This is a genomic window from Actinomadura sp. 21ATH, assembly GCF_041951345.1.
In the GTDB taxonomy this organism is placed as follows: domain Bacteria; phylum Actinomycetota; class Actinomycetes; order Streptosporangiales; family Streptosporangiaceae; genus Spirillospora.
Genome location: NZ_JBGNUR010000001.1, coordinates 1,248,791 through 1,267,211 on the forward strand (window position 1 = coordinate 1,248,791; position 18,421 = coordinate 1,267,211).

Here is an 18,421-nt window from a genome sequence, read left to right on the forward strand (position 1 = left end):
CTCCCGCATCGCGGGCAACACCACCGGCCGGAACGTGAGCACCAGGTGTTGGGATCCTTGTGACCCCCACAACGTGGGGACGTGTGAAGCTGAACCTTCACGACTGCGGCCATCTTCGGGCCACCCCCGCAGAGCGGGGACCAGTAATGAGGCTACCCGCTAAATCTTCGAGACCTGGTTGAAGGAGAGCTCGACCGGCGTCTCGCGACCGAAGATCGAGACCAGGACCTTCAGCTTCTGCTGCTCGGCGTTGATCTCGTTGACGGTGGCGGGGAGGGTGGCGAACGGGCCGTCCATGACGGTGACGGACTCGCCGACCTCGAAGTCCACCGCCGGGACCGCGGCCTTGGACTGCTGCTCCTTGGTCTTGACCTGCTCCTCCGGCTCGGGGGCCAGCAGGTTGGCGACCTCGTCCAGGCTCAGCGGGGACGGCTTGTTGAGCAGGCCGACGAAGCCGGTGACGCCGGGGGTGTTGCGGACCGCGGCCCACGACTCGTCGGTGAGCTCCATCCGGACCAGGATGTAGCCCGGCAGGACCTTCTCGTTGACCTTCTGCCGCTTGCCCTGCTTGATCTCGGTGACCTCGTGCTGAGGGACCTCGATCTGGAAGATGTAGTCCTCCATGTTGAGCGTCTGGGTCCGGGTCTCGATGTTGGTCTTGACCCGGTTCTCGTACCCCGCGTAGGAGTGCACGACGTACCAGTCGCCCGGCTGGAGCCGGAGCTGCATCTTGAAGTCCGCGTACGGGTCGGCCGGGGGCGCGGCGGCCTCCTCGGCCTCGTCGCCCTCGTCGCCGGCGGTCTCGTCCGCGGCGTCCTCGCCCTCGACGGCCTCGGCGAGGTCGGCGGTCTCCGCCGCGTCGCCGGGCACGGTGTCGTCGCCGTCGCCGGCGCCGTCGAACTCGCCGCCTTCGGCCCCGGCCTCGGCGACGGTCTCCGCGCCGGCCTGGCCGGCGTCGCCCGCGGGCTCGGCCGCAGCCGCAGCGGAGACGGCCTCGTCGACGGCCTCGTCGTTGGGCTGAGAGGGCTCGGACACGATGACTCTTTCTGTCGTACGGACTGCGAATGAAGATCTTGCGGGCGGACGCCGCCGTGGTGGAGCGGGTCGCGGGAACGTTCAGGTCGTCCGGGCGGCCGGTCGGCGCCGCCGGGTACGGCGCGTCAGCCGAAGACCCAGAAGACGCCCCGCTGAAACGCCCAGTCGAGACCCGAGACGATCCCCATCATGATCAGCACGAACACCAGCGAGACCGTGGTGTACATGATGAGCTCGCGCCGGGTGGGCCAGATGACCTTGCGAAGTTCGGCGATCACCTGGCGCACGAAGAGGGCCGGAGAGGTCCGCTTGCGCGCGGGCTTCCCCTTGCCTTCGTCCTTGGCCGCGGCCTCGCCGCGCGTCTCAGTCGCCATTGTGCCGCCGTTCACCTCATAGGTCGTGTTCAACCACCCAGTGGTTGTCGCGCGGTCCCGCGCCGACGCCTGTCATGACGGCGTGCCATGTGTTCCACGCCGATGACACGCGTGAGCCGGTACGGGTGCACGCACCGCACCTCGCAGGGCAGGAGGGACTCGAACCCCCAACCGCCGGTTTTGGAGACCGGAGCTCTGCCAATTGAGCCACTGCCCTTCACTTGTGACGCGACCAGGATACGACCTTTCGCGGACATGACCGTATGCCGGTGTCGCGTCACTAGGTGGGTGAGTCTACGTTGCCGGACGCCCCCGCGTCGAACCGGAAGCCCCGAAGACCTCTCCGGTGCGTCGGAAAGCCCACTCCCACCAGGGGTGTATCCGGCTGAACTCACCGCATGGCGTCTGTAACGATAGGGCCATGAGCAACGACCGACCTCGCATCTCCGAGCGCATCGCCGCGATCTCCGAATCCGCCACGCTGGCCGTCGACGCCAAGGCCAAGGCGCTGAAGGCTGCGGGCCGCCCGGTCATCGGCTTCGGCGCGGGCGAGCCCGACTTCCCGACGCCGGACTACATCGTCCAGGCCGCCGTCGAGGCGTGCTCGGTACCGCGGTTCCACAAGTACACGCCGGCGGGCGGGCTGCCCGAGCTGAAGCAGGCCATCGCCGACAAGACCGCCCGCGACTCCGGCCTCCAGGTGTCGGCGGCGCAGGTGCTCGTCACCAACGGCGGCAAGCAGGCCGTGTACGAGGCGTTCGCGGCGCTGCTCGACCCGGGCGACGAGGTGCTGGTCCCGACGCCGTACTGGACCACCTACCCCGAGTCGATCAAGCTGGCCGGCGGGGTGCCGGTGGACGTGGTGGCCGACGAGACCACCGGCTACCGGGTGAGCGTGGAGCAGCTGGAGGCGGCGCGCACCGGGCGCACCAAGGTGCTGCTGTTCGTGTCGCCGTCCAACCCGACCGGCGCGGTCTACACCCGCGACCAGATCGAGGCGATCGGCCGCTGGGCCGACGAGCACGGGCTCTGGGTGATCACCGACGAGATCTACGAGCACCTGGTCTACGGGGACGCCGAGTTCCACTCGATGCCGGTCGTCGTGCCGGAGCTGGCCGACCGCACGCTGGTGCTGAACGGCGTCGCCAAGACGTACGCGATGACCGGCTGGCGGGTGGGCTGGCTGATCGGCCCGCAGGACGTGGTGAAGGCCGCGGCGAACATGCAGTCGCACGCCACGTCCAACGTCGCGAACGTCTCGCAGGCCGCGGCGCTGGCGGCGGTGTCCGGCGACCTGACGGCGGTCGCCGAGATGCGCACGGCGTTCGACCGGCGCCGCCAGACGATGGTCCGGATGCTCAACGAGATCGCGGGCGTCGTGTGCCCCGAGCCGGAGGGCGCGTTCTACGTCTACCCGTCGGTCAAGGAGCTGCTCGGCAAGGAGATCCGCGGCAAGCGCCCGCAGACCTCGGTGGAGCTGGCCTCGCTGATCCTGGAGGAGGCCGAGGTCGCGCTGGTGCCGGGTGAGGCGTTCGGTACGCCGGGCTACTTCCGGCTGTCGTACGCGCTGGGCGACGACGACCTCGTCGAGGGCGTGTCCCGCGTCGCCAAGCTGCTCGCCGAGGCGCGCTGAGGCTCCCTGACACGCGCTGAGGCGCGTGGGTACGGTCCCCCGATACCCAGGTGAGGGCGCCCGCCCCTTGGCACGCCCTCACCTGGGCGCCGTTCCCCGTTTCCCGCTCCTGAGAGCGGCTGAATCGAACGTTCTGAGTCCGCGGCGGTGAAGTGCCGGGGTCAGGGGCGGACGCCCTCGGCGATCCGCATCAGCTGGTCGCGCGTCCCGCCGCCCGCGGCGACGACGACGCCGAGCCCGGGCCGTTCCATCCAGGCGATCTGGCGGCCGGAGTCGGGCCGGTCGGAGGTGATCGCGCGTTCGCCCCGTACCGAGGACGGCCGCGGCACGGCCGGGGACCGCATCAGGTCCTCGGGGCCGCCCAGGCGGGAGCCGCGGACCAGCCGGATCTCCACCCAGCCGGACGGGCCGCGCCAGCGGCAGGTGGTGGTCTTGGCGCCGCCCTCGGTGCCCGTGGCGCAGGGCGACTCCGCCCTGAGCCCGGACGGCAGGAACGTCACCCAGGCGGGCGGCTTGATCACCCCGCCACCGCTCCCGGAGGGCGCGCCGCTCCGGCCGGGCGAATCCGTCCCGGACGGCTTGCCGTCCTTTCCCGCCTTTTCCGGCGCCGGCGCGGCCGACTTGGGCAGCCCCGGCGCGGCCGGTCCCGGCGGCGCCGGCGGGACGGCCTTCCCGCCGGGTTCGTCCGGCCGCCCGTTCGATCCCACCGGATCGGCCCGGAACGACTGGTAGCCCGGCGCCACCACCGCCACCGCGACGGCGGCGGCCGCGACGCCCACCGTCACCCGGACGCGGGTCTGCCGGCGGCGGTGCCTGCGGCGGACGTCCGCGGCGAGCGAGGGCGGGGCCACCGACCCGGCCACCCGTTCCGCCATGGCCTCGCGCAGCTCACTCTCCAGATCCATCGCTCAGCTCCCCATCGGCGCCAGGTTGGTGTCGAGACGTTCCCGGAGTCTGGCGAGTCCCCGGGACGCCTGGCTCTTGACGGTGCCGACGGAGCAGCCGAGCACCCGCGCGGTCTCGGCCTCCGAGAGGTCCTCCCAGAACCGCAGCACCAGCACCGCCCGCTGCCGCGGGCCGAGCCTGCGCAGCTCCTCCATCAGGGTGCCGCGCAGCTCCACCGCGTGCGTCGCCGACGACGCCGGCCGCTCCGGCGGGCTGGCCATGTAGATCTCCTTGAGCACCTTCCACCGCCGCGACCTGCTGATCACCAGATTGACCAGGATGCGCCGCACGTACGGCTCGGGATCGCTGTCGGGATCCAGCCGCCCCCAATGCCGGTACGCCTTCTCCAGGGCGCTCTGCAGGACGTCCTCCGCGTCCTGGTGGGCACCGCACAGCAACGACGCTGTCCGCAGCAACGCGCTGCCGCGTGCCGCGACGAACTCGGCGAACGACTTCTCGTCTCGACGCCCCACTGTGCTCCGTCCGGCTGGGAGGGGTACGGGTACGGCCGACCGGGTCGGCGGGTGGCCCCCCGCGCAGGGGCCACCCCGCCGCGGCCGCTCTTCATTCGAAGGACCTGAAGGACCTGACGGATCTGACGATCTGAGGACCTGCAGGTGTGCGGCGCGGGTACCCCGATGTGCCGGTCGGGGCACCCTGTCCTGCCCTTACTTGGTCGCCTGGGCGATCCTGGTGGCCAGATCCCGCAGACCACCTTGGTAGACCGGGCTGCCGTTCACGAACAGCGCGCCGCCGTTCGGGTCGGCCACCAGCACGCCGCTCTGGCCCGCGGGGGCCTGCCACACGACGGCGCCGTTCACGTTCGCGGTCTTGCCGCCCTCGGGCAGCTTCAGCTCCCGCCGGAGCCGCTGCCCGTCCATGCCGGCCGGGGCCTGGATCCGCTCGACCGTGACCCAGCCGGCGGAGCCCGCGCGGGAGACCCACTTCTGCGTCACCGCGCAGATGTTCTTCGCCCGCAGCTCCTTGGGCGCCTTGGCGGCGGAGGCGTACTTCAGGCCCTTGGGCAGCATGATCGCCCGCTCCACCGGCCCGCCGACCTCGACGGCCGGGGCCAGCTTGGCACAGTCGGGGGCGGCGACGGCGGGAACCTCGACTTCCGGCTTCTTCGGCTCCTGGAGCTTCGGCAGCTTCGCGCCCGGCTTGCGCGCGCGGTCGGCGCCGTTCTCGGGGCAGGGGGGCAGCTCGGCCTTGGGCAGTTCCCCCTGGGGCAGCTTGCCCTCGGGGAGCCTCGCGTCCGGCTTCGCGGGCACCTCGGCGCCCGGCGCCTGCACGTCGTTCTTGGAGGGGAGGTTCTTGGAGGGCAGCTGGTCCTTGACGTCCGGCAGTTCACCGGCGCCCTTCCGGACGGCCTCCGCGCCCTTCCCGGCGAGGTCCCCGACCGGCGCGCAGTCCGGCTTCGGCACGGCCGGAAGCGACTCCTTCACCTTCGCGGCGGCGTCGGGCAGCCGGCCCTCGGCCGAGACGGGGGCGGCCTCGGGCTGGGCGACCGACGCCCAGGTGACGCCGCCGGCGGCGACGGCTCCGACGGCGGAGGCGGCGATCACGGCGGCCTTGAACGAAATCATTCTCTCGTGTTCCCTTCTGCCCTCTGACACTCTCTTGCGCCCCTCGTATACGCGTGACCACGGAGCGGGGTTGCACGGGATTCAGAAGTTTTTCGGGAGACGCGGTAAGCCCAGGTGGGCCGGGACATCCGGGCCGGGCGGGCGGGGCGCGCATGGCCGCGGCGGGCCATCGTTCATGGCCCGGACTGATGATCCTGGTGAGCCGAACGCCCGCGCTCCGTCGCCATCCGGCAGCATTAGGTCATGGAGGCCCGTCTCGCTGCACCCCGCCACGACCGTCACGACCGTCCCGATTCCGTCCGCCCTCAGCTGACCGGCCGGAGCGGGCCGCGCGATGTGGCCGCCCTGCCGAAGGCGCATCTGCATCTGCACTTCACCGGCTCGATGCGGCATTCCACGCTGGTGGAGCTGGCGGCCGAGCACGAGGTGCAGCTGCCGGACGCGCTGGTCGAGGACTGGCCGCCCCGGCTGCGGGCCACCGACGAGCGCGGGTGGTTCCGGTTCCAGCGGCTGTACGACATCGCCCGTTCCGTCCTGCGCACCCCCGACGACCTGCGCCGGCTCGTACGGGAGACCGCCGAGGACGAGGCGGCCGAGGGGTCGGGCTGGCTGGAGATCCAGGTGGACCCCAGCGGGTACGCGGCACGCTTCGGCGGGCTGACCCCGACCGTCGAGCTGGTACTGGACACCGTCCGGGAGGCGAGCGAGGCCACCGGGGTGGGGATCGGCGTGGTGATCGCGGCCAACCGGACCCGGCATCCCCTGGACGCGAAGACGCTGGCGCGGCTGGCCGTGCGGTACGCCGACCGCGGGGTCGTGGGCTTCGGGCTGTCGAACGACGAGCGGCGGGGCCGGGCGTACGACTTCGAGGGCGCGTTCCGGATCGCGCGGCGCGGCGGGCTGCTGTCGGTACCGCACGGCGGCGAGCTGCTGGGGCCGGCGAGCGTGCGGGAGTGCCTGGAGACGCTGTCGGCCGACCGGCTCGGGCACGGCGTGCGGGCGGTCGAGGATCCGCGGCTGCTGGCCCGGATCGTGGACCGCGAGGTGACGCTGGAGGTGTGCCCCGCGTCGAACGTGAGCCTGGGGGTGGCGGCGACGGCGGCCGACGTGCCGCTGCGCGCGCTGTACGAGGCGGGCGCGCGGATGGCGCTGGGCGCCGACGACCCGCTGCTGTTCGGGTCGCGGCTGGCGCGGCAGTACGAGCTGGCCCGGACCGAGCACGCCTTCAGCGACGCGGAGCTGGCCGAGCTGGCCCGCCAGTCGATCCGCGGCTCGGCGGCCCCCGACGCGGTCCGGCGGCGCCTGCTGGCGGGAGTGGACGACTGGGAGCGCGCGTAGCCCCCCGAAGGGCTAGGTGTCGGGAGGGCCGCCCCACATGCCGCGGTGCTCCAGGTAGGCGATCAGCAGTTCGCCCGACCGGACGATGTGGGCGCGCATCTCGTCGCCGGCCGCGGCGGGGTCGCCGGAGCGCAGCGCGGCGAGGATCAGCCGGTGGTCGCGGGCGGCGGACCCCGGCCAGTCGGGGACGCGCCCGTACAGGCCGCGCGGGACGTACCGGGCGACCGCGGCCAGCGACCAGGCGAGCTTGGCCGACCCGGCGGCCAGGTTGATCGACCGGTGGAAGGCGTGGTTGCGCTCCTCGGCCAGGTCGGCCCGGCCGGCGGCGGCCGCGCGTTCCAGGCCGGCCTGGGTGTCGGCGAGCGCGGCCAGCCGGTCGGCGGTCATGCGGCCGGCCGCGCGGGCCGTCAGTTCCCCGGCGATGGCCGCCTGCACCCAGAAGAGGTCCCCGACGTCCTGGCGCGACAGCGGGGTGACCACGAAGCCGCGGCGCGGCTCCAGGTGTACGAAGCCCTCACTGCGCAGCGACTGCAACGCCTCGCGGACGGGCGTGACACTGATTCCGAACTCCAGCGCCAGCCGTTCCAGGCGGAGGTACTCCCCCGGCCGCACCCGCCCATCCATGATCATTTCTCTGATGCGCGACGCGACCTCGTCGCTCAGCTGAGGCCGCGTTCCCAGCCCCCGCTGCTCTCGCGGAATGGCCACGGTCATGGTCCGCCCCACCGGGGCCCTCCCACGGCCCCCCACGGCGGACGCCGTGTGCGCAAAGGGTCCCTCGTCCCAATGATGCGCGCCGGACCGGTCCCGCGGAACGCGCGCGGCGGGGGAAACATCCCACGTCAGGGCCGCCGCGGCGGCATAAGTTCATTCACCGGGGCAGCCGCAGGTGGCGGGGCCGGAGGCGTGCGGTCAGAGGCGGACGCCGACGAACACGGGCTCGTTCACCAGCTCGACGCCGAACGCCTCGCGCACGCCGTCCCGGACCTCGCGGGCGAGCGCGAGCAGGTCGGCCGTGCTGGCGCCGCCGGGGTTGGTGAGCGCGAGCGTGTGCTTGCCGGAGATCCGGACCGGGCCGCGCGCGTGCCCCTTGGCGAACCCGGCCCGGTCGATCAGCCAGGCGGCCGAGGTCTTGGTGCGCGGCTCGCCGTCCGCTCCCGGGCTCTCGGCGTACCGGGGGAACGGCACGTCCGGGCCGAGCCGGCCGGCGACGCGGCGCTCCAGCTCGGCGACGCCCGCCGCGTCCAGGATCGGGTTGGTGAAGAACGATCCGGCGCTGCGCGTGTCGGGGTCGGCCGGGTCGAGGACCATGCCCTTGCCGCGGCGCAGCTCCAGGACGGCCTCGCGGGCCTCCTTCAGCGGCACCCGGTCGCCCGGCCGGACGCCCAGCTTGCGGGCCAGCTCCGCGTACGCGATCGGCTGCGAGTCCTCGGCCTCGGCGAGCGCGTAGGTGACCTCCAGGACGACGTAGCGGTCGTTCCCCTTGAAGGCGCTGTTGCGGTACGTGAACGCGCACGCCGCGCGGTCGAGCGTGACGGTCTTGCGGGCCTCGCGGTCGTACGCGCGGACCTTCACGATCGTCTCGCTGACGTCCTGGCCGTACGCGCCGACGTTCTGGATGGGGGTCGCGCCGACCCGGCCCGGGATGCCCGACAGGCACTCCACGCCCGCGAGGCCGTCCTCGACGCAGCGCGCGACGAACGGCTCCCACTCCTCGCCCGCCTGGACGCGGACGAACGTCCGGCCGCCCTCGCCGGCGGTGCGCTCGACGCCGCGGGTCGCCACCCGCACGACCGTCCCGGGGAAGCCGTCGTCCGACACCACCAGGTTGCTGCCGCCGCCGAGCACCAGCACCGGCTCGCCGTCCTCGTCGGCCTTGCGGACCGCGCCGACCAGCTCGGCCTCGGTCGTCGCCTCCACGAACCGCCGGGCCGGGCCGCCCAGCCGCAGCGTGGTGTATCCGGCCAGGTTCACCTCTTCAGCGAACACCGCCACGTGGTCTTCCCCTCCCGTGCGCGCGTGACCGCGCGGGCGCGGGACGGCGCCGGCGCGCGCGTCCCGGGCCCGCGCGATCGGGGCCCTGGCGTCCTCAGGCGAGCCGGACGACGGCCTTGGCGCGCGTGAGGACCTTCTGTTCGCCCGACCGGGCGGTCAGCGCGACGACGACCTTGTTGTCGTCGAGCTTCTCCTCCACCTTGCCGCTGATCTCCAGGGTCGCGCCGCCCTCGTCGGGCACCACGACCGGCGAGGAGAACCGTACCCCGTAGTCGACCACGGCGCCCGGGTCGCCCGCCCAGTCGGTGACGAACCGGCCGCCCTGCGCCATCGTGAACATGCCGTGCGCGATGACGTCCGGCAGGCCGACCTTCTTGGCGAACGACTCGCGCCAGTGGATCGGGTTGAAGTCGCCGGAGGCGCCCGCGTACATCACCAGGTTCGCCCGGTCGACGTGGTACGTCTGGGCGGGGATCTCGGTGCCGACCTCGACGTCGGCGTAGCTCACCTTGGCGGTCATCAGGCCCCCCGCTCCACGATCGTGTTGTACGTCTTGCAGATCAGCTCGCCCTCGACCGTCTTGACGTCGGTCTCGACGACCATCTTCTCGTTGTTGCCGATCGACTTGATCTCGGTGATCGTCGAGGTGCAGGTGACCACGTCGCCGGCGCGCAGCGGGCGGGTGTACTCGAAGCGCTGCTCGCCGTGCACGACCATCGCGTAGTTGAGGCCGAGCTCGGGGTCGGCGAGCCCGGCGTTGCCGAGCGAGACCACGATCGGGAAGGTCGGCGGGGCGATCACGTCGGGGTGCCCGGCGGCCTTCGCCGCCTCCGCGTCGCGGTAGATCGGGTTGCCGTCGCCGATCGCGTCCGCGAACTCCCGGATCTTCACCCGGCTGACCTCGTACGGGTCGGTGGGCGGGAAGCTCCGCCCGATGAAATCACGGTTGAGTGGCATGAAGTCCGTCCCTCCACGGTCGAACGGGGCAGGGGGCCGGGCCTCGGACCCGCTCGCCCGCGCCCGAGCTCGTCGTTCCAGTCTGGACGGACGGTAACAGAACGACGTTCAGCCCGCCCTCGCGGGTAGCGCGTGGGCGGGCTGACTGAGTGGCAAGCGAAGAAGCGGCCGCCGGCGGCATGCGCCGTGCCACGCCATCACCAACTGCGACGAACGGAATCCGTCCGGCTGGACCCTGCTGGCGGGACCAGCGGGCTAGCGGGTTTCGCGGTGGGTGCGGCCCCGTGCGTTCAACACAGCGGGCAGTACTTCCCGTCTGAACCCCGACTAGCGGGTTTCGCGGTGCGCGCGGTGGGTGCGGCAGTTGGGGCAGTACTTCTTGATCTCCAGGCGGTCCGGGTCGTTGCGCCGGTTCTTCCGCGTGATGTAGTTGCGGTGCTTGCACTCCTGGCAGGCCAGCGTGATCTTCGGCCGTACGTCGGTGGCAGCCACGATGGAGTGCCTTTCTGACTAGGGACTTGGACATACTCGGCCGCCCCCGAAGGGTGGGCCGGCGTTTGTTACCCAGCCCTCTCGCCCCTGTCGGGGCGAGAGGATCGAGTAGTAGCGAGGGCCGGACTTGAACCGGCGACACAGCGATTATGAGCCGCTTGCTCTGCCTGACTGAGCTACCCCGCCGTGATGGTCGGTGTGGACCGGATTGCAAGGATACCGGAACTTCAGCGGAGCCTGGAATCACGAGGATCCGGGTCGTGATCGGACGGATCCTGCCCGGATCCGGCGCCGGGTGCCGGTCGATGCGTACCGCGTCCCAGGATACCGGGGTGTGCCGATGACCTGGGAATCGTCCGCTGGGACCGGGTGGACGTTATCACGAAGCGACGGAGCGGGGCGAATCCGCCCGCCGCGCGCTGCCGCGTCGGCCCGGGTCCCGCCGCGTCGTCCCGGGTCCGCCGCCGGCGGCACCCGGGAACGGTCGAAGGCCGCCCGGATGATCTCCGGACGGCCTTCGCGCTGCCGAGCCCCTTTACGGAATCGAACCGTAGACCTTCTCCTTACCATGGAGACGCTCTGCCGACTGAGCTAAAGGGGCTTGCGTCGTTCGCGCAGTAGAACCATACATGCTCCGGGAACCACATGCGAAATCGATTAGCCCCTGCCCTCGGGCGCCGGTCAGCGCAGCAGGTTGCGGGCGATGACCAGCTGCTGGATCTGGCTCGTTCCCTCGTAGATGCGGAAGAGCCGGACGTCCCGGTAGAAGCGCTCCACGGCGACGCCGCGCATGTAGCCCATGCCGCCGTACACCTGGACGGCCCGGTCGGCGACGCGGCCGACCATCTCCGAGCAGAAGTACTTGGCGCAGGACGGGCCGAGCCTGGTGTCCTCGCCCGCGTCGTACGCGCGCGCCGCCTCCAGCACCATCGAGCGGCCGGCGAACAGCTCGGTCTGGGAGTCGGCGATGAGTCCCTGGATGAGCTGGTGGTCGCCGATCCTGCTGCCTCCCTGGGAGCGTTCGCGGGCGTACGCGACGGTCTCGTCCAGGATGCGCTGCGCGAGGCCGACGCAGACGGCGGCGATGCTCAGCCGGCCGTGCGAGAGGGAGGCCATGGCGGTGCGGAAGCCGGTGCCCTCCTCACCGACCATCGCGGCCGCGGGGACGCGCACGCCGTCGAAGAACACCTCGGCGGTGTGCGCGCCGCGCTGCCCCATCTTCGCGTCGGCCGGGCCGACCGTGAGGCCCGGCATGCCCTGCTCCACCAGGAACGTGGAGATGCCGCGCGCACCGGGCCCGCCCGTACGGGCGAAGACCATGAAGACGTCGGCCTCGGGGGCGTTGGTGATGAACCGCTTGGCGCCGTCGATGACGTACTCGTCGCCGTCGCGGCGGGCCGCGGTGGTCAGCGTGCTCGGGTCGGACCCGGCCTCGGCCTCGGTGAGCGCGAACGCGCCGATCACCTCGCCGGACGCCAGCCGCGGCAGCCACCGCTCGCGCTGCTCGCGGGTGCCCGCGTTCACCAGCACCTGCCCGGCGATGCCGTTGCTGGTGCCGAACATCGAGCGGAACGCGGGGCTCGCGTACCCGAGTTCGAAGCAGAGCCGCACCTCCTCGCTCAGGGTGAGTCCGAGCCCGCCGTACTGCTCGGGCAGCGCGTACCCGAACAGCCCCATCTCCCGGGCGTTCTGCCGGATGTCCTCCGGGATCGCGTCGGTCTCCTCGATCTCCTCCTCGCGCGGGACCACCCGGTCCCGGACGAAGGCGCGCACGGCCGCCAGCACGTCGGCGAAGTCCTGTGAGTCCATGGCCGCGATTCTAGAATCAAGTTCGAGGAACGTGCCCGGCCGCCCCGCGCTGTGCGAGGGTGATCACCCATGAACGACAACTTTCTCCAGCGTGTCCACGCGATGGTCCGCGCGGCCACGGCCGAGGACCAGGCGTTCAGCGAGCTGATGCCGCAGGTCATGCGGGAGTCGCAGGACCTGCCGCCGGTCGTGCTCAACATGGCGATGATGAAGATGGGCGAGGGCATCGCCGCCGCCCCGCCCAACCTCGGCTGCTGGCTCGCGATCATGGCGGGCTCGTGGGTGGAGATGGGCGCCACGACGTTCGCCGTGGACGAGCCCGTCCTGAACAAGTTCCTGGAAGTGGCGGAGGCGGGCGTCGCGTTCGCCGAGGCATGGGAGAAGGCGGGCGCCGGCGACCCGCCCGACCCGAGCGGCGACCAGCCGTCCCAGGCGATCGTCGACACCCTCGCCCCGCACCTGCCGGACCCGGTGGGCGCGATGATGGCGTGGTTCTCGATGGAGCGGTTCGCCCTCAGCGCCAACACGATGCTGTCGAAGTCGGCGGAGCTGCGATCCGGCGTCACCGACCGGGAGGGGCGCTCGGCGCTCGTCCAGCGGCTGGCCGGGCACTGCGAGCAGATGGGCTGGGTGGCCGGGCTCCTGCGCGTCCTCGACGGCGAGCGCCTGCTGGTCCTGGACCGCGGCACCCGGCACGGCTGGACCGTGACGATCGGCGGCATCGGCGACAACTTCCAGCTGCACACCCTCCTGGCGGGCGCCCTCCTCGGCCGTCCCGGCGGCCTGCCCGGCACCCCGCCCGCCCCCGAGATCATCAACTGCTTCCTGACCGCCGACACCCCGCCCGGCCGGCCGATCATCACCAGCCCCTGGAACCTGGTCGACGCGCACGGCGAATGGATCTACAACGAGGGCGTCCCGGCCGACATCCCCGCCGTGAGCGGCACCCGCGTCGTCGTCCTCGACCCGCCCTCGTACGAGCGCCACTTCCCCGCCGGCCGCCGCTACCCGATGCTCCCCGGCTCCCTCACCCTCGACGGCATGCACCTGCCCGAGGACCTGAACGGCTGGTGGCCGCACATCGCCCCCGCCAACAACCCCCTCTGAGTCACCGGCCCAGACGCACGAGGACCGCCGTGGCGTCGTCGTACCGCTTCCCCCTCGGGAAGTCCCCGTCCCCCGCCTCGGCGGCCCGCGTGCGCCGGATCAGCTCCCGCGGGCCCGCGCCGTCCAGGAGTTCGAGCAGGCCGCTCCAGTCCATGAGGCCGAACCGTTCCACCAGGCGTGCGGCGCCGTCGCTCAGCAGAGCCACCCGGCCGACACCGGACGCCCTGCCCGCCAGCGCCTCGTACGCGGCCTCGGGCCGGGTGCTCGCCACCCAGAACCCGTCCGCGCTGTTACGCGCCGCCCGTACGGCGTCCGCCGTGTAGCCGGGCAGCCGATCCACTCGGTCGTCGCGGATGACGCGGACCTCGCCGCCCGACTCCAGCAGGATCGGTGAATCGGCCAGGACCAGCCACTCCACCTCTTCCTCCCACCGCACCATCGCCACGGTCGTCGAAGGACTGTCCGGATTGTCGAGATCGCACTCGGGATGCATGTCCCGTACGGCCTTGATGGCCGCCGCGAGCACATCGGGCAGCGGCCCGTCCCAGGACAGCCGCGCCGCCAGCTCGCCGCCCAGCCGCCGGACGAGCCACCCGGGCCCGTGCGCGCACCCGCAGTCGAGCCCGGGCCGCTGCGTGGCCCCGTCCAGGACGACCGCCCAGTGCGGCCCGACCACCACGAAATCCTCGTTCGCCAGCCCGGGCGTCGCCTCGGTTGCGCAAGTCACCAGCACGCAGAAAGGTCTACCGCAGCGGAACCCCTCCAGGGGGCCGCGAGTCCAAAGCCGATATCCCGATCAAGACAGGAGAACGATGGACATCATCGGAGACGCGCTCGTCCGGGCCTTCGCCGAACGGGGGTACCAGGCCGCGCTGCGGACACCGGAGACGCTCGTCGTCACCCTCCCCGGCGGCACCACCGGCCCCATGGACATCGCCGAGTGGCGCGCGTTCGCCGGCCGCAACTCCCGCGCGGAACTCCCCGAGCATGCCGCCGCCTTCGTCCGCGGCTTCGTCAGGAGCATCGAGAAGGCCCAGGCCGCCCAGCGCGTCGAGGAGCACTCCGAGATCGACCGGCTCCTCGCCGAAGAGCGCCTCCGCGTGCGGATCTACACCGAAGAGGACCTCAACGCCACCCCCGGCATGCGCGAGGCCCTGGTCAACCGCCCCCTGGCCCCCGGCCTCCTCGAAACGGTCGTCGTCGACTACCCCGACTCGATCATGCCGCTGAACCGCTCCTCGCTCGGCGCCCGGCCCGAAGCCGAGATCTTCGCCGCCGCCGTGCGCGCCTCGATCGAGAAGGAGCCGCACTACGTCAAGACCGACGAGATCTGGGACGTCCCGATCACGCACATCGGCGAGACGCACCGCTACATCGGCGCCCACGTCCACGCCCTGCCCCGCCACCTCGGGCCCGCCCCGTACGGCGCGCTGGTGTCGTTCCCGATCCCCGAGTACGTCGTCTTCCACGAGATCGGCGACACCCACCTCTTCGCCGCCATGGAGGCCATGCAGGCCCTCACCCGTACCCACTTCGACAAGGGCGAGAAGGCCCTCACGCCCCAGGTCTACTGGTACCGCCCCGGCCCCGGCCTCGACCTCCGCCCCGTCGGCATCCAGGTCGACCACGAGCGGAAGAGCATCGCCGCCCAGAGCGCCGAGACCGACGAGCTCATCAGCCTCTGGAGCCGCGATCACCAGTGAAAGATCCCTTATGCTCGCCGCATGCAGCTTGTGGCGGTTGGGGACGGCACCCCGGCGGTCGTCGCCATCGGCCCCCAAGCCGTCGGCGTGTTCGCCGCCGGGCAGGAGGCCACGGGATTCATCGCCGTCGGCCAGCTCGCCAGCGGGGTGATCGCGGTCGGCCAGCTGGCGCGCGGGGTCGTCGCCATCGGCCAGCTCGCCACGGGCGTCTTCGCCATCGGGCAGGCGGCGTTTGGTTTCATCGCCGTCGGAATGGTCGCCATCGGAGTGTTCTCCCAGGCCGGCATCGGCTTCGGCGGCACCAGCATGGTCACCCCGCACATGGGGCTCTGGGGCCGGCTCAACGTCCAGCGGATGTTCGACCCGCTCGCCTCCGGCCCGATCCTCGAACCCGGCCGCCTGCCCGGCTGGCGGATCGCGCTCGCGACCCTCGGCACCCTGTTCCTCGCCGCGGCCTGGTGGAAGATCACCGGCGAGCCGCTCCGGGCGACGATCCGCGAACTCTAAAGGAACAGCGGCACGCAGAGCAGCACGGCCAGGACCAGCCCGCCGAGGGCGTTCAGCCAGATGGGGGTCCGGCCGAACAGCTCCTCGCCACCCGGCGACAGCTTCCCGTTCCTCTCCATCAGCCCGCCTCCGCCAGTCCGCCGGGCAGCAGCGTGAGCCCGGTCCTCCGCGCCTTCTCCACACTCCGCCGCAGCGCCTCCTCGACCCGCGCCGCCTCGTCCGTGAGCCCGTCGATCTCCGCGATCGCCAGCTCGTCCCGGACGGTCCGCGCGAGAAGCTCGCCGTAGGCGTCGTTGCTGTCGGCCAGGCGCTGGAGGGTCTTCCACTGCAACAGCGCCTGATCGGCGGCCTTCACCTGCTCGGCGTACCGCTCGACGGCCTCGATCCGCTCCGTGACCGACGCCGTGGCCAGCTCCAGCGCCTTGGCCTGCGAGCCCATCATCTGCGCGAGCTCGGCGTTCCGCCCCGCCCGGCGGGCCACCCGCTGCTCCTCCGACAGGCGGCTGATCTCCCGCAGCGTCTGGGCGACCTCCCACTCCTGCGCCGGCAGCATCACGGCGTTCCGCAGATCGTCGAGCAAACCCTCCCGGATGACCTCGGCGTTCAGCACCACCCGGATCGCCTTCTGCACCCGCCCGAGCAGGAGAGCCGTGGCAGCGTCAAGATCCTCCGGCACCACGTAGGACCCGTGAAGCCGCCGCGCGAGCGCCCCAGCGCGCCCTTCCCCGCACCGCCCGATCAGCACACCGAACGCGACGGCGGCCGCTCCCGCCAGCACGAACACGCCACCAGGCACGAGCAGCAGCACCGCGACCGCCACCACCTGCCCGACCGCTCCGGCGATCGCCGCCCTGCGCCCGTAGAACGGCGCGACGGCCAGCGGCAGGAAGGCCCACAAGGGCGCGTTCCAGAGACTGAAGAGCACGTCCCGGGGCGTCCGCCCGCCCAGCGGCCCCACCGGCCGCACTCCGGCGGCGGGATGCAGCAGCTCTGGCCGCGCCTCCAGCAGCCCACGATCCTTCGCCGCAACAATCGGGTCGAACGACGCTCTAACGCTCACAAGCGCATCTAACCACCCCAAGCCCCACCCGCCAGCCCTCTCAGACCACGCCAACACCACAGGCACCTTGTTGTCAGCGGTCACCTGCGAAGGGCGGTAGGGCTACCACCCCTGCCAACCCACGGGCTAGGCCCACTGCAACGCCATGCCTTCCGCCCCAGACTGGCAGGAACCATCGTTGAATCCGCTAGGGGCGAGTCATGGATGGCGTCACGGCACGAGGCAAAACGGTCTCGCCGGAGGGCATCCGCGGCTGGCTGCTCGCCTACGTCATCATGCTGGGCCTGCTGGCCCTCCACGGACTCGGCCTGACGGCCGCCGCCCTGATCGTCAATGCCGATCCGTCACTGGCGGGCCTGGACTCGTTCGTGCCGTTGCCTTCGCTGCTGCTGTACGTGACCAGCAACGCCTTCCTCATTCTTTACACCATCATGCTTTATGTCCTGATGTTCAAAAGACGAAAGTCGGCGATCGCCAACAACATAATCTTCAACGCACTGTCGATCGCCTTCCTGCTCTCCTGGCACATCCTCGGCATGAAGTCCACCCTCGGCTTGTTGGTCGACTCCGCGCCAGGAGTAATCGGAATCTGGTACATCGTCGCGTCAACGCGAGTACGGAACACCTTCACCCGAGCGTGACGCGTGCTCACGTGCCCTGTGGCGGCTCGTCCGTGCTGTTGAGTCGTTCGGCCCGCCTGAGGCGTCGGGTCCGCAGCTGCTGCGGCGGCACATCACGGAGTTCAGCATCCGGCCGGACGGGCGCCTGTTCGTCGGGCCGCGCGGCGGGATCATGACCGACCGGACCTACCTCGACATGTGGCACAAGGCTCGTAAGAAGGCGCTCAACCCGCGTGAGGCTGCCTCGCCGCTGGCGGAGACGCGTGCGCCGGCCAGCAGGCCAAAGGAGTCTCAGAACTTCGGCACGTATTCGGCACAGACGGCCGTGGGAGGCCGCTCAGAGTCGTTGCGGCCGGACCGAACGAGAACGGCCCCTGACCAAGGTTTTGCCTGGTCAGGGGCCGGTTCTTCGTGGTGTGGCGGGTGCAGGGTTCGAACCTGCGTAGGCTAAGCCGACGGATTTACAGTCCGCTCCCATTGGCCACTCGGGCAACCCGCCTTGGCGTCGCGCTGCGACGGCACTGGAAAGAATAGCGGACGTGGGGAGTGGTCGTGACATCGCAGGGGTGGGGCGGCGGGGTCGCTACGCTGATGGGGGCGCCCGGGACGGGTGATGAGGGTCCGGTGCGCCATCGGGATCGTGCCGCCGCGGTCAGCGGGCGGATTGAAGAGGATCGTGGGTGCCAATGGCGGATTCGTCGTTTGATGTCGTGTCGAAGCTGGACCGGCAGGAGGTCGACAACGCGCTGAACCAGGCGGCCAAGGAGGTCGCGAACCGGTTCGACTTCCGGAACGTGGACGCGGGGATCAAGTGGTCCGGTGAGGCCATCGAGATCCAGGCGAACACCGACGAGCGGGCGAAGGCCGTGCTGGACGTGCTGAAGGACAAGCTCGTCAAGCGGGGGATCTCGCTCAAGGCGATCGAGGAGAGCGAGCCGAAGGTGTCCGGCAAGGTCTCCAAGATCGTGGTGACCCTCAAGGAGGGCATCTCGCAGGAGAACGCCAAGAAGATCAGCAAGATCATCCGGGACGAGGGGCCGAAGGGTGTGAAGGCCCAGATCCAGGGTGAGGAGCTGCGGGTCAGCTCGAAGAAGAAGGACGACCTGCAGGAGATCATCGCGCTGCTGAAGGGCAAGGACCTCGATGTGGCCCTGCAGTTCACCAACTACCGGTGACATCGGGAACGCGCCGGGCTCCCTCCCCCGCTGAGGGAGCCCGGCGCGCTCTCGGTTGTTAGGACGGTGCCGGGGCCCCTCGGGT

General features: G+C 71.4%; 21 protein-coding genes and 4 tRNA genes. 7 read left to right on the top strand and 18 right to left on the bottom strand.

Translation table 11 applies throughout. From position 1 onward, the window contains the following. Positions 1–159: 159 nt before the first annotated feature. From nusG to ACA361_RS05995, 3 genes are all read right to left on the bottom strand, one after another. Positions 160–1,035 (bottom strand): transcription termination/antitermination protein NusG, encoded by an 876-nt coding sequence (gene nusG / locus ACA361_RS05985; protein WP_375010748.1) that lies wholly within the window; start codon positions 1,033–1,035, stop codon positions 160–162. Between the two features lie 125 nt (positions 1,036–1,160). Then, a complete protein-coding gene (gene secE, locus ACA361_RS05990; RefSeq protein WP_375010911.1) occupies positions 1,161–1,409 on the bottom strand; it encodes a preprotein translocase subunit SecE in 249 nt (82 codons plus the stop codon). 144 nt (positions 1,410–1,553) lie between these two features. Then, a tRNA-Trp gene (locus ACA361_RS05995) sits at positions 1,554–1,626 on the bottom strand. A 204-nt stretch (positions 1,627–1,830) separates the two neighbouring features. Here ACA361_RS05995 and ACA361_RS06000 point away from each other — a divergent pair. Beyond that, complete coding sequence (locus ACA361_RS06000) at positions 1,831–3,042, top strand: pyridoxal phosphate-dependent aminotransferase (RefSeq protein ID WP_375010749.1); 1,212 nt, start codon at positions 1,831–1,833, stop codon at positions 3,040–3,042. Between the two features lie 161 nt (positions 3,043–3,203). On the opposite strand, the gene ACA361_RS06005 is transcribed toward ACA361_RS06000, so the two are convergent. The 3 genes from ACA361_RS06005 to ACA361_RS06015 form a co-directional block, all read right to left on the bottom strand. Beyond that, positions 3,204–3,947, bottom strand: a complete 744-nt coding sequence (locus ACA361_RS06005; protein ID WP_375010750.1) for a hypothetical protein — start codon at positions 3,945–3,947, stop codon at positions 3,204–3,206. Positions 3,948–3,950: 3 nt separating this feature from the next. Further along, positions 3,951–4,460 (bottom strand): SigE family RNA polymerase sigma factor, encoded by a 510-nt coding sequence (locus ACA361_RS06010; protein WP_375010751.1) that lies wholly within the window; start codon positions 4,458–4,460, stop codon positions 3,951–3,953. Positions 4,461–4,655: 195 nt separating this feature from the next. Next, positions 4,656–5,573 carry a hypothetical protein gene (locus tag ACA361_RS06015; protein WP_375010752.1) on the bottom strand — a complete coding sequence of 306 codons (918 nt, stop codon included), beginning with the start codon at positions 5,571–5,573 and terminating at the stop codon, positions 4,656–4,658. 243 nt (positions 5,574–5,816) lie between these two features. On the opposite strand from ACA361_RS06015, the gene ACA361_RS06020 reads away from it, so the two are divergent. Continuing rightward, positions 5,817–6,911, top strand: a complete 1,095-nt coding sequence (locus ACA361_RS06020; RefSeq protein WP_375010753.1) for an adenosine deaminase — start codon at positions 5,817–5,819, stop codon at positions 6,909–6,911. Between the two features lie 12 nt (positions 6,912–6,923). Here ACA361_RS06020 and ACA361_RS06025 read toward each other — a convergent pair whose 3' ends face one another. The 8 genes from ACA361_RS06025 to ACA361_RS06060 form a co-directional block, all read right to left on the bottom strand. Further along, on the bottom strand, positions 6,924–7,625 hold the full coding sequence (locus ACA361_RS06025) for a GntR family transcriptional regulator (protein ID WP_375010754.1): 702 nt from the start codon (positions 7,623–7,625) through the stop codon (positions 6,924–6,926). Between the two features lie 198 nt (positions 7,626–7,823). Further along, positions 7,824–8,906 (bottom strand): UDP-N-acetylmuramate dehydrogenase, encoded by a 1,083-nt coding sequence (locus ACA361_RS06030; protein ID WP_375010755.1) that lies wholly within the window; start codon positions 8,904–8,906, stop codon positions 7,824–7,826. A 94-nt stretch (positions 8,907–9,000) separates the two neighbouring features. Next, the gene (locus ACA361_RS06035; RefSeq protein ID WP_375010756.1) at positions 9,001–9,426 is read right to left on the bottom strand and encodes a MaoC family dehydratase; all 426 of its coding nucleotides are present in this window, start codon (positions 9,424–9,426) and stop codon (positions 9,001–9,003) included. Further along, on the bottom strand, positions 9,426–9,863 hold the full coding sequence (locus ACA361_RS06040) for a MaoC family dehydratase N-terminal domain-containing protein (protein WP_375010757.1): 438 nt from the start codon (positions 9,861–9,863) through the stop codon (positions 9,426–9,428). The genes ACA361_RS06035 and ACA361_RS06040 overlap by 1 nt, the downstream gene beginning before the upstream one ends. Positions 9,864–10,190: 327 nt before the next feature. Next, positions 10,191–10,355: a 50S ribosomal protein L33 gene (rpmG, locus tag ACA361_RS06045; protein ID WP_067812252.1), complete on the bottom strand. Its 165-nt coding sequence runs from the start codon at positions 10,353–10,355 to the stop codon at positions 10,191–10,193. A gap of 112 nt (positions 10,356–10,467) precedes the next feature. Beyond that, positions 10,468–10,541 (bottom strand) — tRNA-Met (locus ACA361_RS06050). 342 nt (positions 10,542–10,883) lie between these two features. Beyond that, positions 10,884–10,956 (bottom strand) — tRNA-Thr (locus tag ACA361_RS06055). Positions 10,957–11,036: 80 nt separating this feature from the next. Further along, complete coding sequence (locus ACA361_RS06060) at positions 11,037–12,164, bottom strand: acyl-CoA dehydrogenase family protein (protein ID WP_375010758.1); 1,128 nt, start codon at positions 12,162–12,164, stop codon at positions 11,037–11,039. 69 nt (positions 12,165–12,233) lie between these two features. On the opposite strand from ACA361_RS06060, the gene ACA361_RS06065 reads away from it, so the two are divergent. Continuing rightward, a complete protein-coding gene (locus ACA361_RS06065) occupies positions 12,234–13,271 on the top strand; it encodes a hypothetical protein (protein ID WP_375010759.1) in 1,038 nt (345 codons plus the stop codon). Between the two features lies 1 nt (position 13,272). Here ACA361_RS06065 and ACA361_RS06070 read toward each other — a convergent pair whose 3' ends face one another. Further along, the gene (locus tag ACA361_RS06070; RefSeq protein ID WP_375010760.1) at positions 13,273–14,004 is read right to left on the bottom strand and encodes a hypothetical protein; all 732 of its coding nucleotides are present in this window, start codon (positions 14,002–14,004) and stop codon (positions 13,273–13,275) included. A gap of 79 nt (positions 14,005–14,083) precedes the next feature. On the opposite strand from ACA361_RS06070, the gene ACA361_RS06075 reads away from it, so the two are divergent. Continuing rightward, complete coding sequence (locus ACA361_RS06075; protein WP_375010761.1) at positions 14,084–14,974, top strand: hypothetical protein; 891 nt, start codon at positions 14,084–14,086, stop codon at positions 14,972–14,974. Positions 14,975–14,995: 21 nt separating this feature from the next. After that, complete coding sequence (locus tag ACA361_RS06080) at positions 14,996–15,481, top strand: hypothetical protein (RefSeq protein ID WP_375010762.1); 486 nt, start codon at positions 14,996–14,998, stop codon at positions 15,479–15,481. Here ACA361_RS06080 and ACA361_RS06085 read toward each other — a convergent pair. Both ACA361_RS06085 and ACA361_RS06090 read right to left on the bottom strand, forming a co-directional pair. Continuing rightward, positions 15,478–15,600 (bottom strand): hypothetical protein, encoded by a 123-nt coding sequence (locus ACA361_RS06085; protein ID WP_375010763.1) that lies wholly within the window; start codon positions 15,598–15,600, stop codon positions 15,478–15,480. The genes ACA361_RS06080 and ACA361_RS06085 overlap by 4 nt on opposite strands. Then, on the bottom strand, positions 15,600–16,541 hold the full coding sequence (locus ACA361_RS06090) for a hypothetical protein (protein WP_375010764.1): 942 nt from the start codon (positions 16,539–16,541) through the stop codon (positions 15,600–15,602). The genes ACA361_RS06085 and ACA361_RS06090 overlap by 1 nt, the downstream gene beginning before the upstream one ends. A gap of 200 nt (positions 16,542–16,741) precedes the next feature. Between ACA361_RS06090 and ACA361_RS06095 the strand changes: the two genes are divergently transcribed. Then, positions 16,742–17,182 carry a DUF2569 family protein gene (locus tag ACA361_RS06095; RefSeq protein WP_375010765.1) on the top strand — a complete coding sequence of 147 codons (441 nt, stop codon included), beginning with the start codon at positions 16,742–16,744 and terminating at the stop codon, positions 17,180–17,182. Between the two features lie 396 nt (positions 17,183–17,578). Here ACA361_RS06095 and ACA361_RS06100 read toward each other — a convergent pair. Continuing rightward, a tRNA-Tyr gene (locus tag ACA361_RS06100) sits at positions 17,579–17,660 on the bottom strand. Positions 17,661–17,847: 187 nt separating this feature from the next. On the opposite strand from ACA361_RS06100, the gene ACA361_RS06105 reads away from it, so the two are divergent. Further along, positions 17,848–18,336, top strand: coding sequence for a YajQ family cyclic di-GMP-binding protein (locus ACA361_RS06105; RefSeq protein WP_375010766.1), 489 nt, complete (start codon positions 17,848–17,850; stop codon positions 18,334–18,336). Positions 18,337–18,421 lie beyond the last annotated feature (85 nt).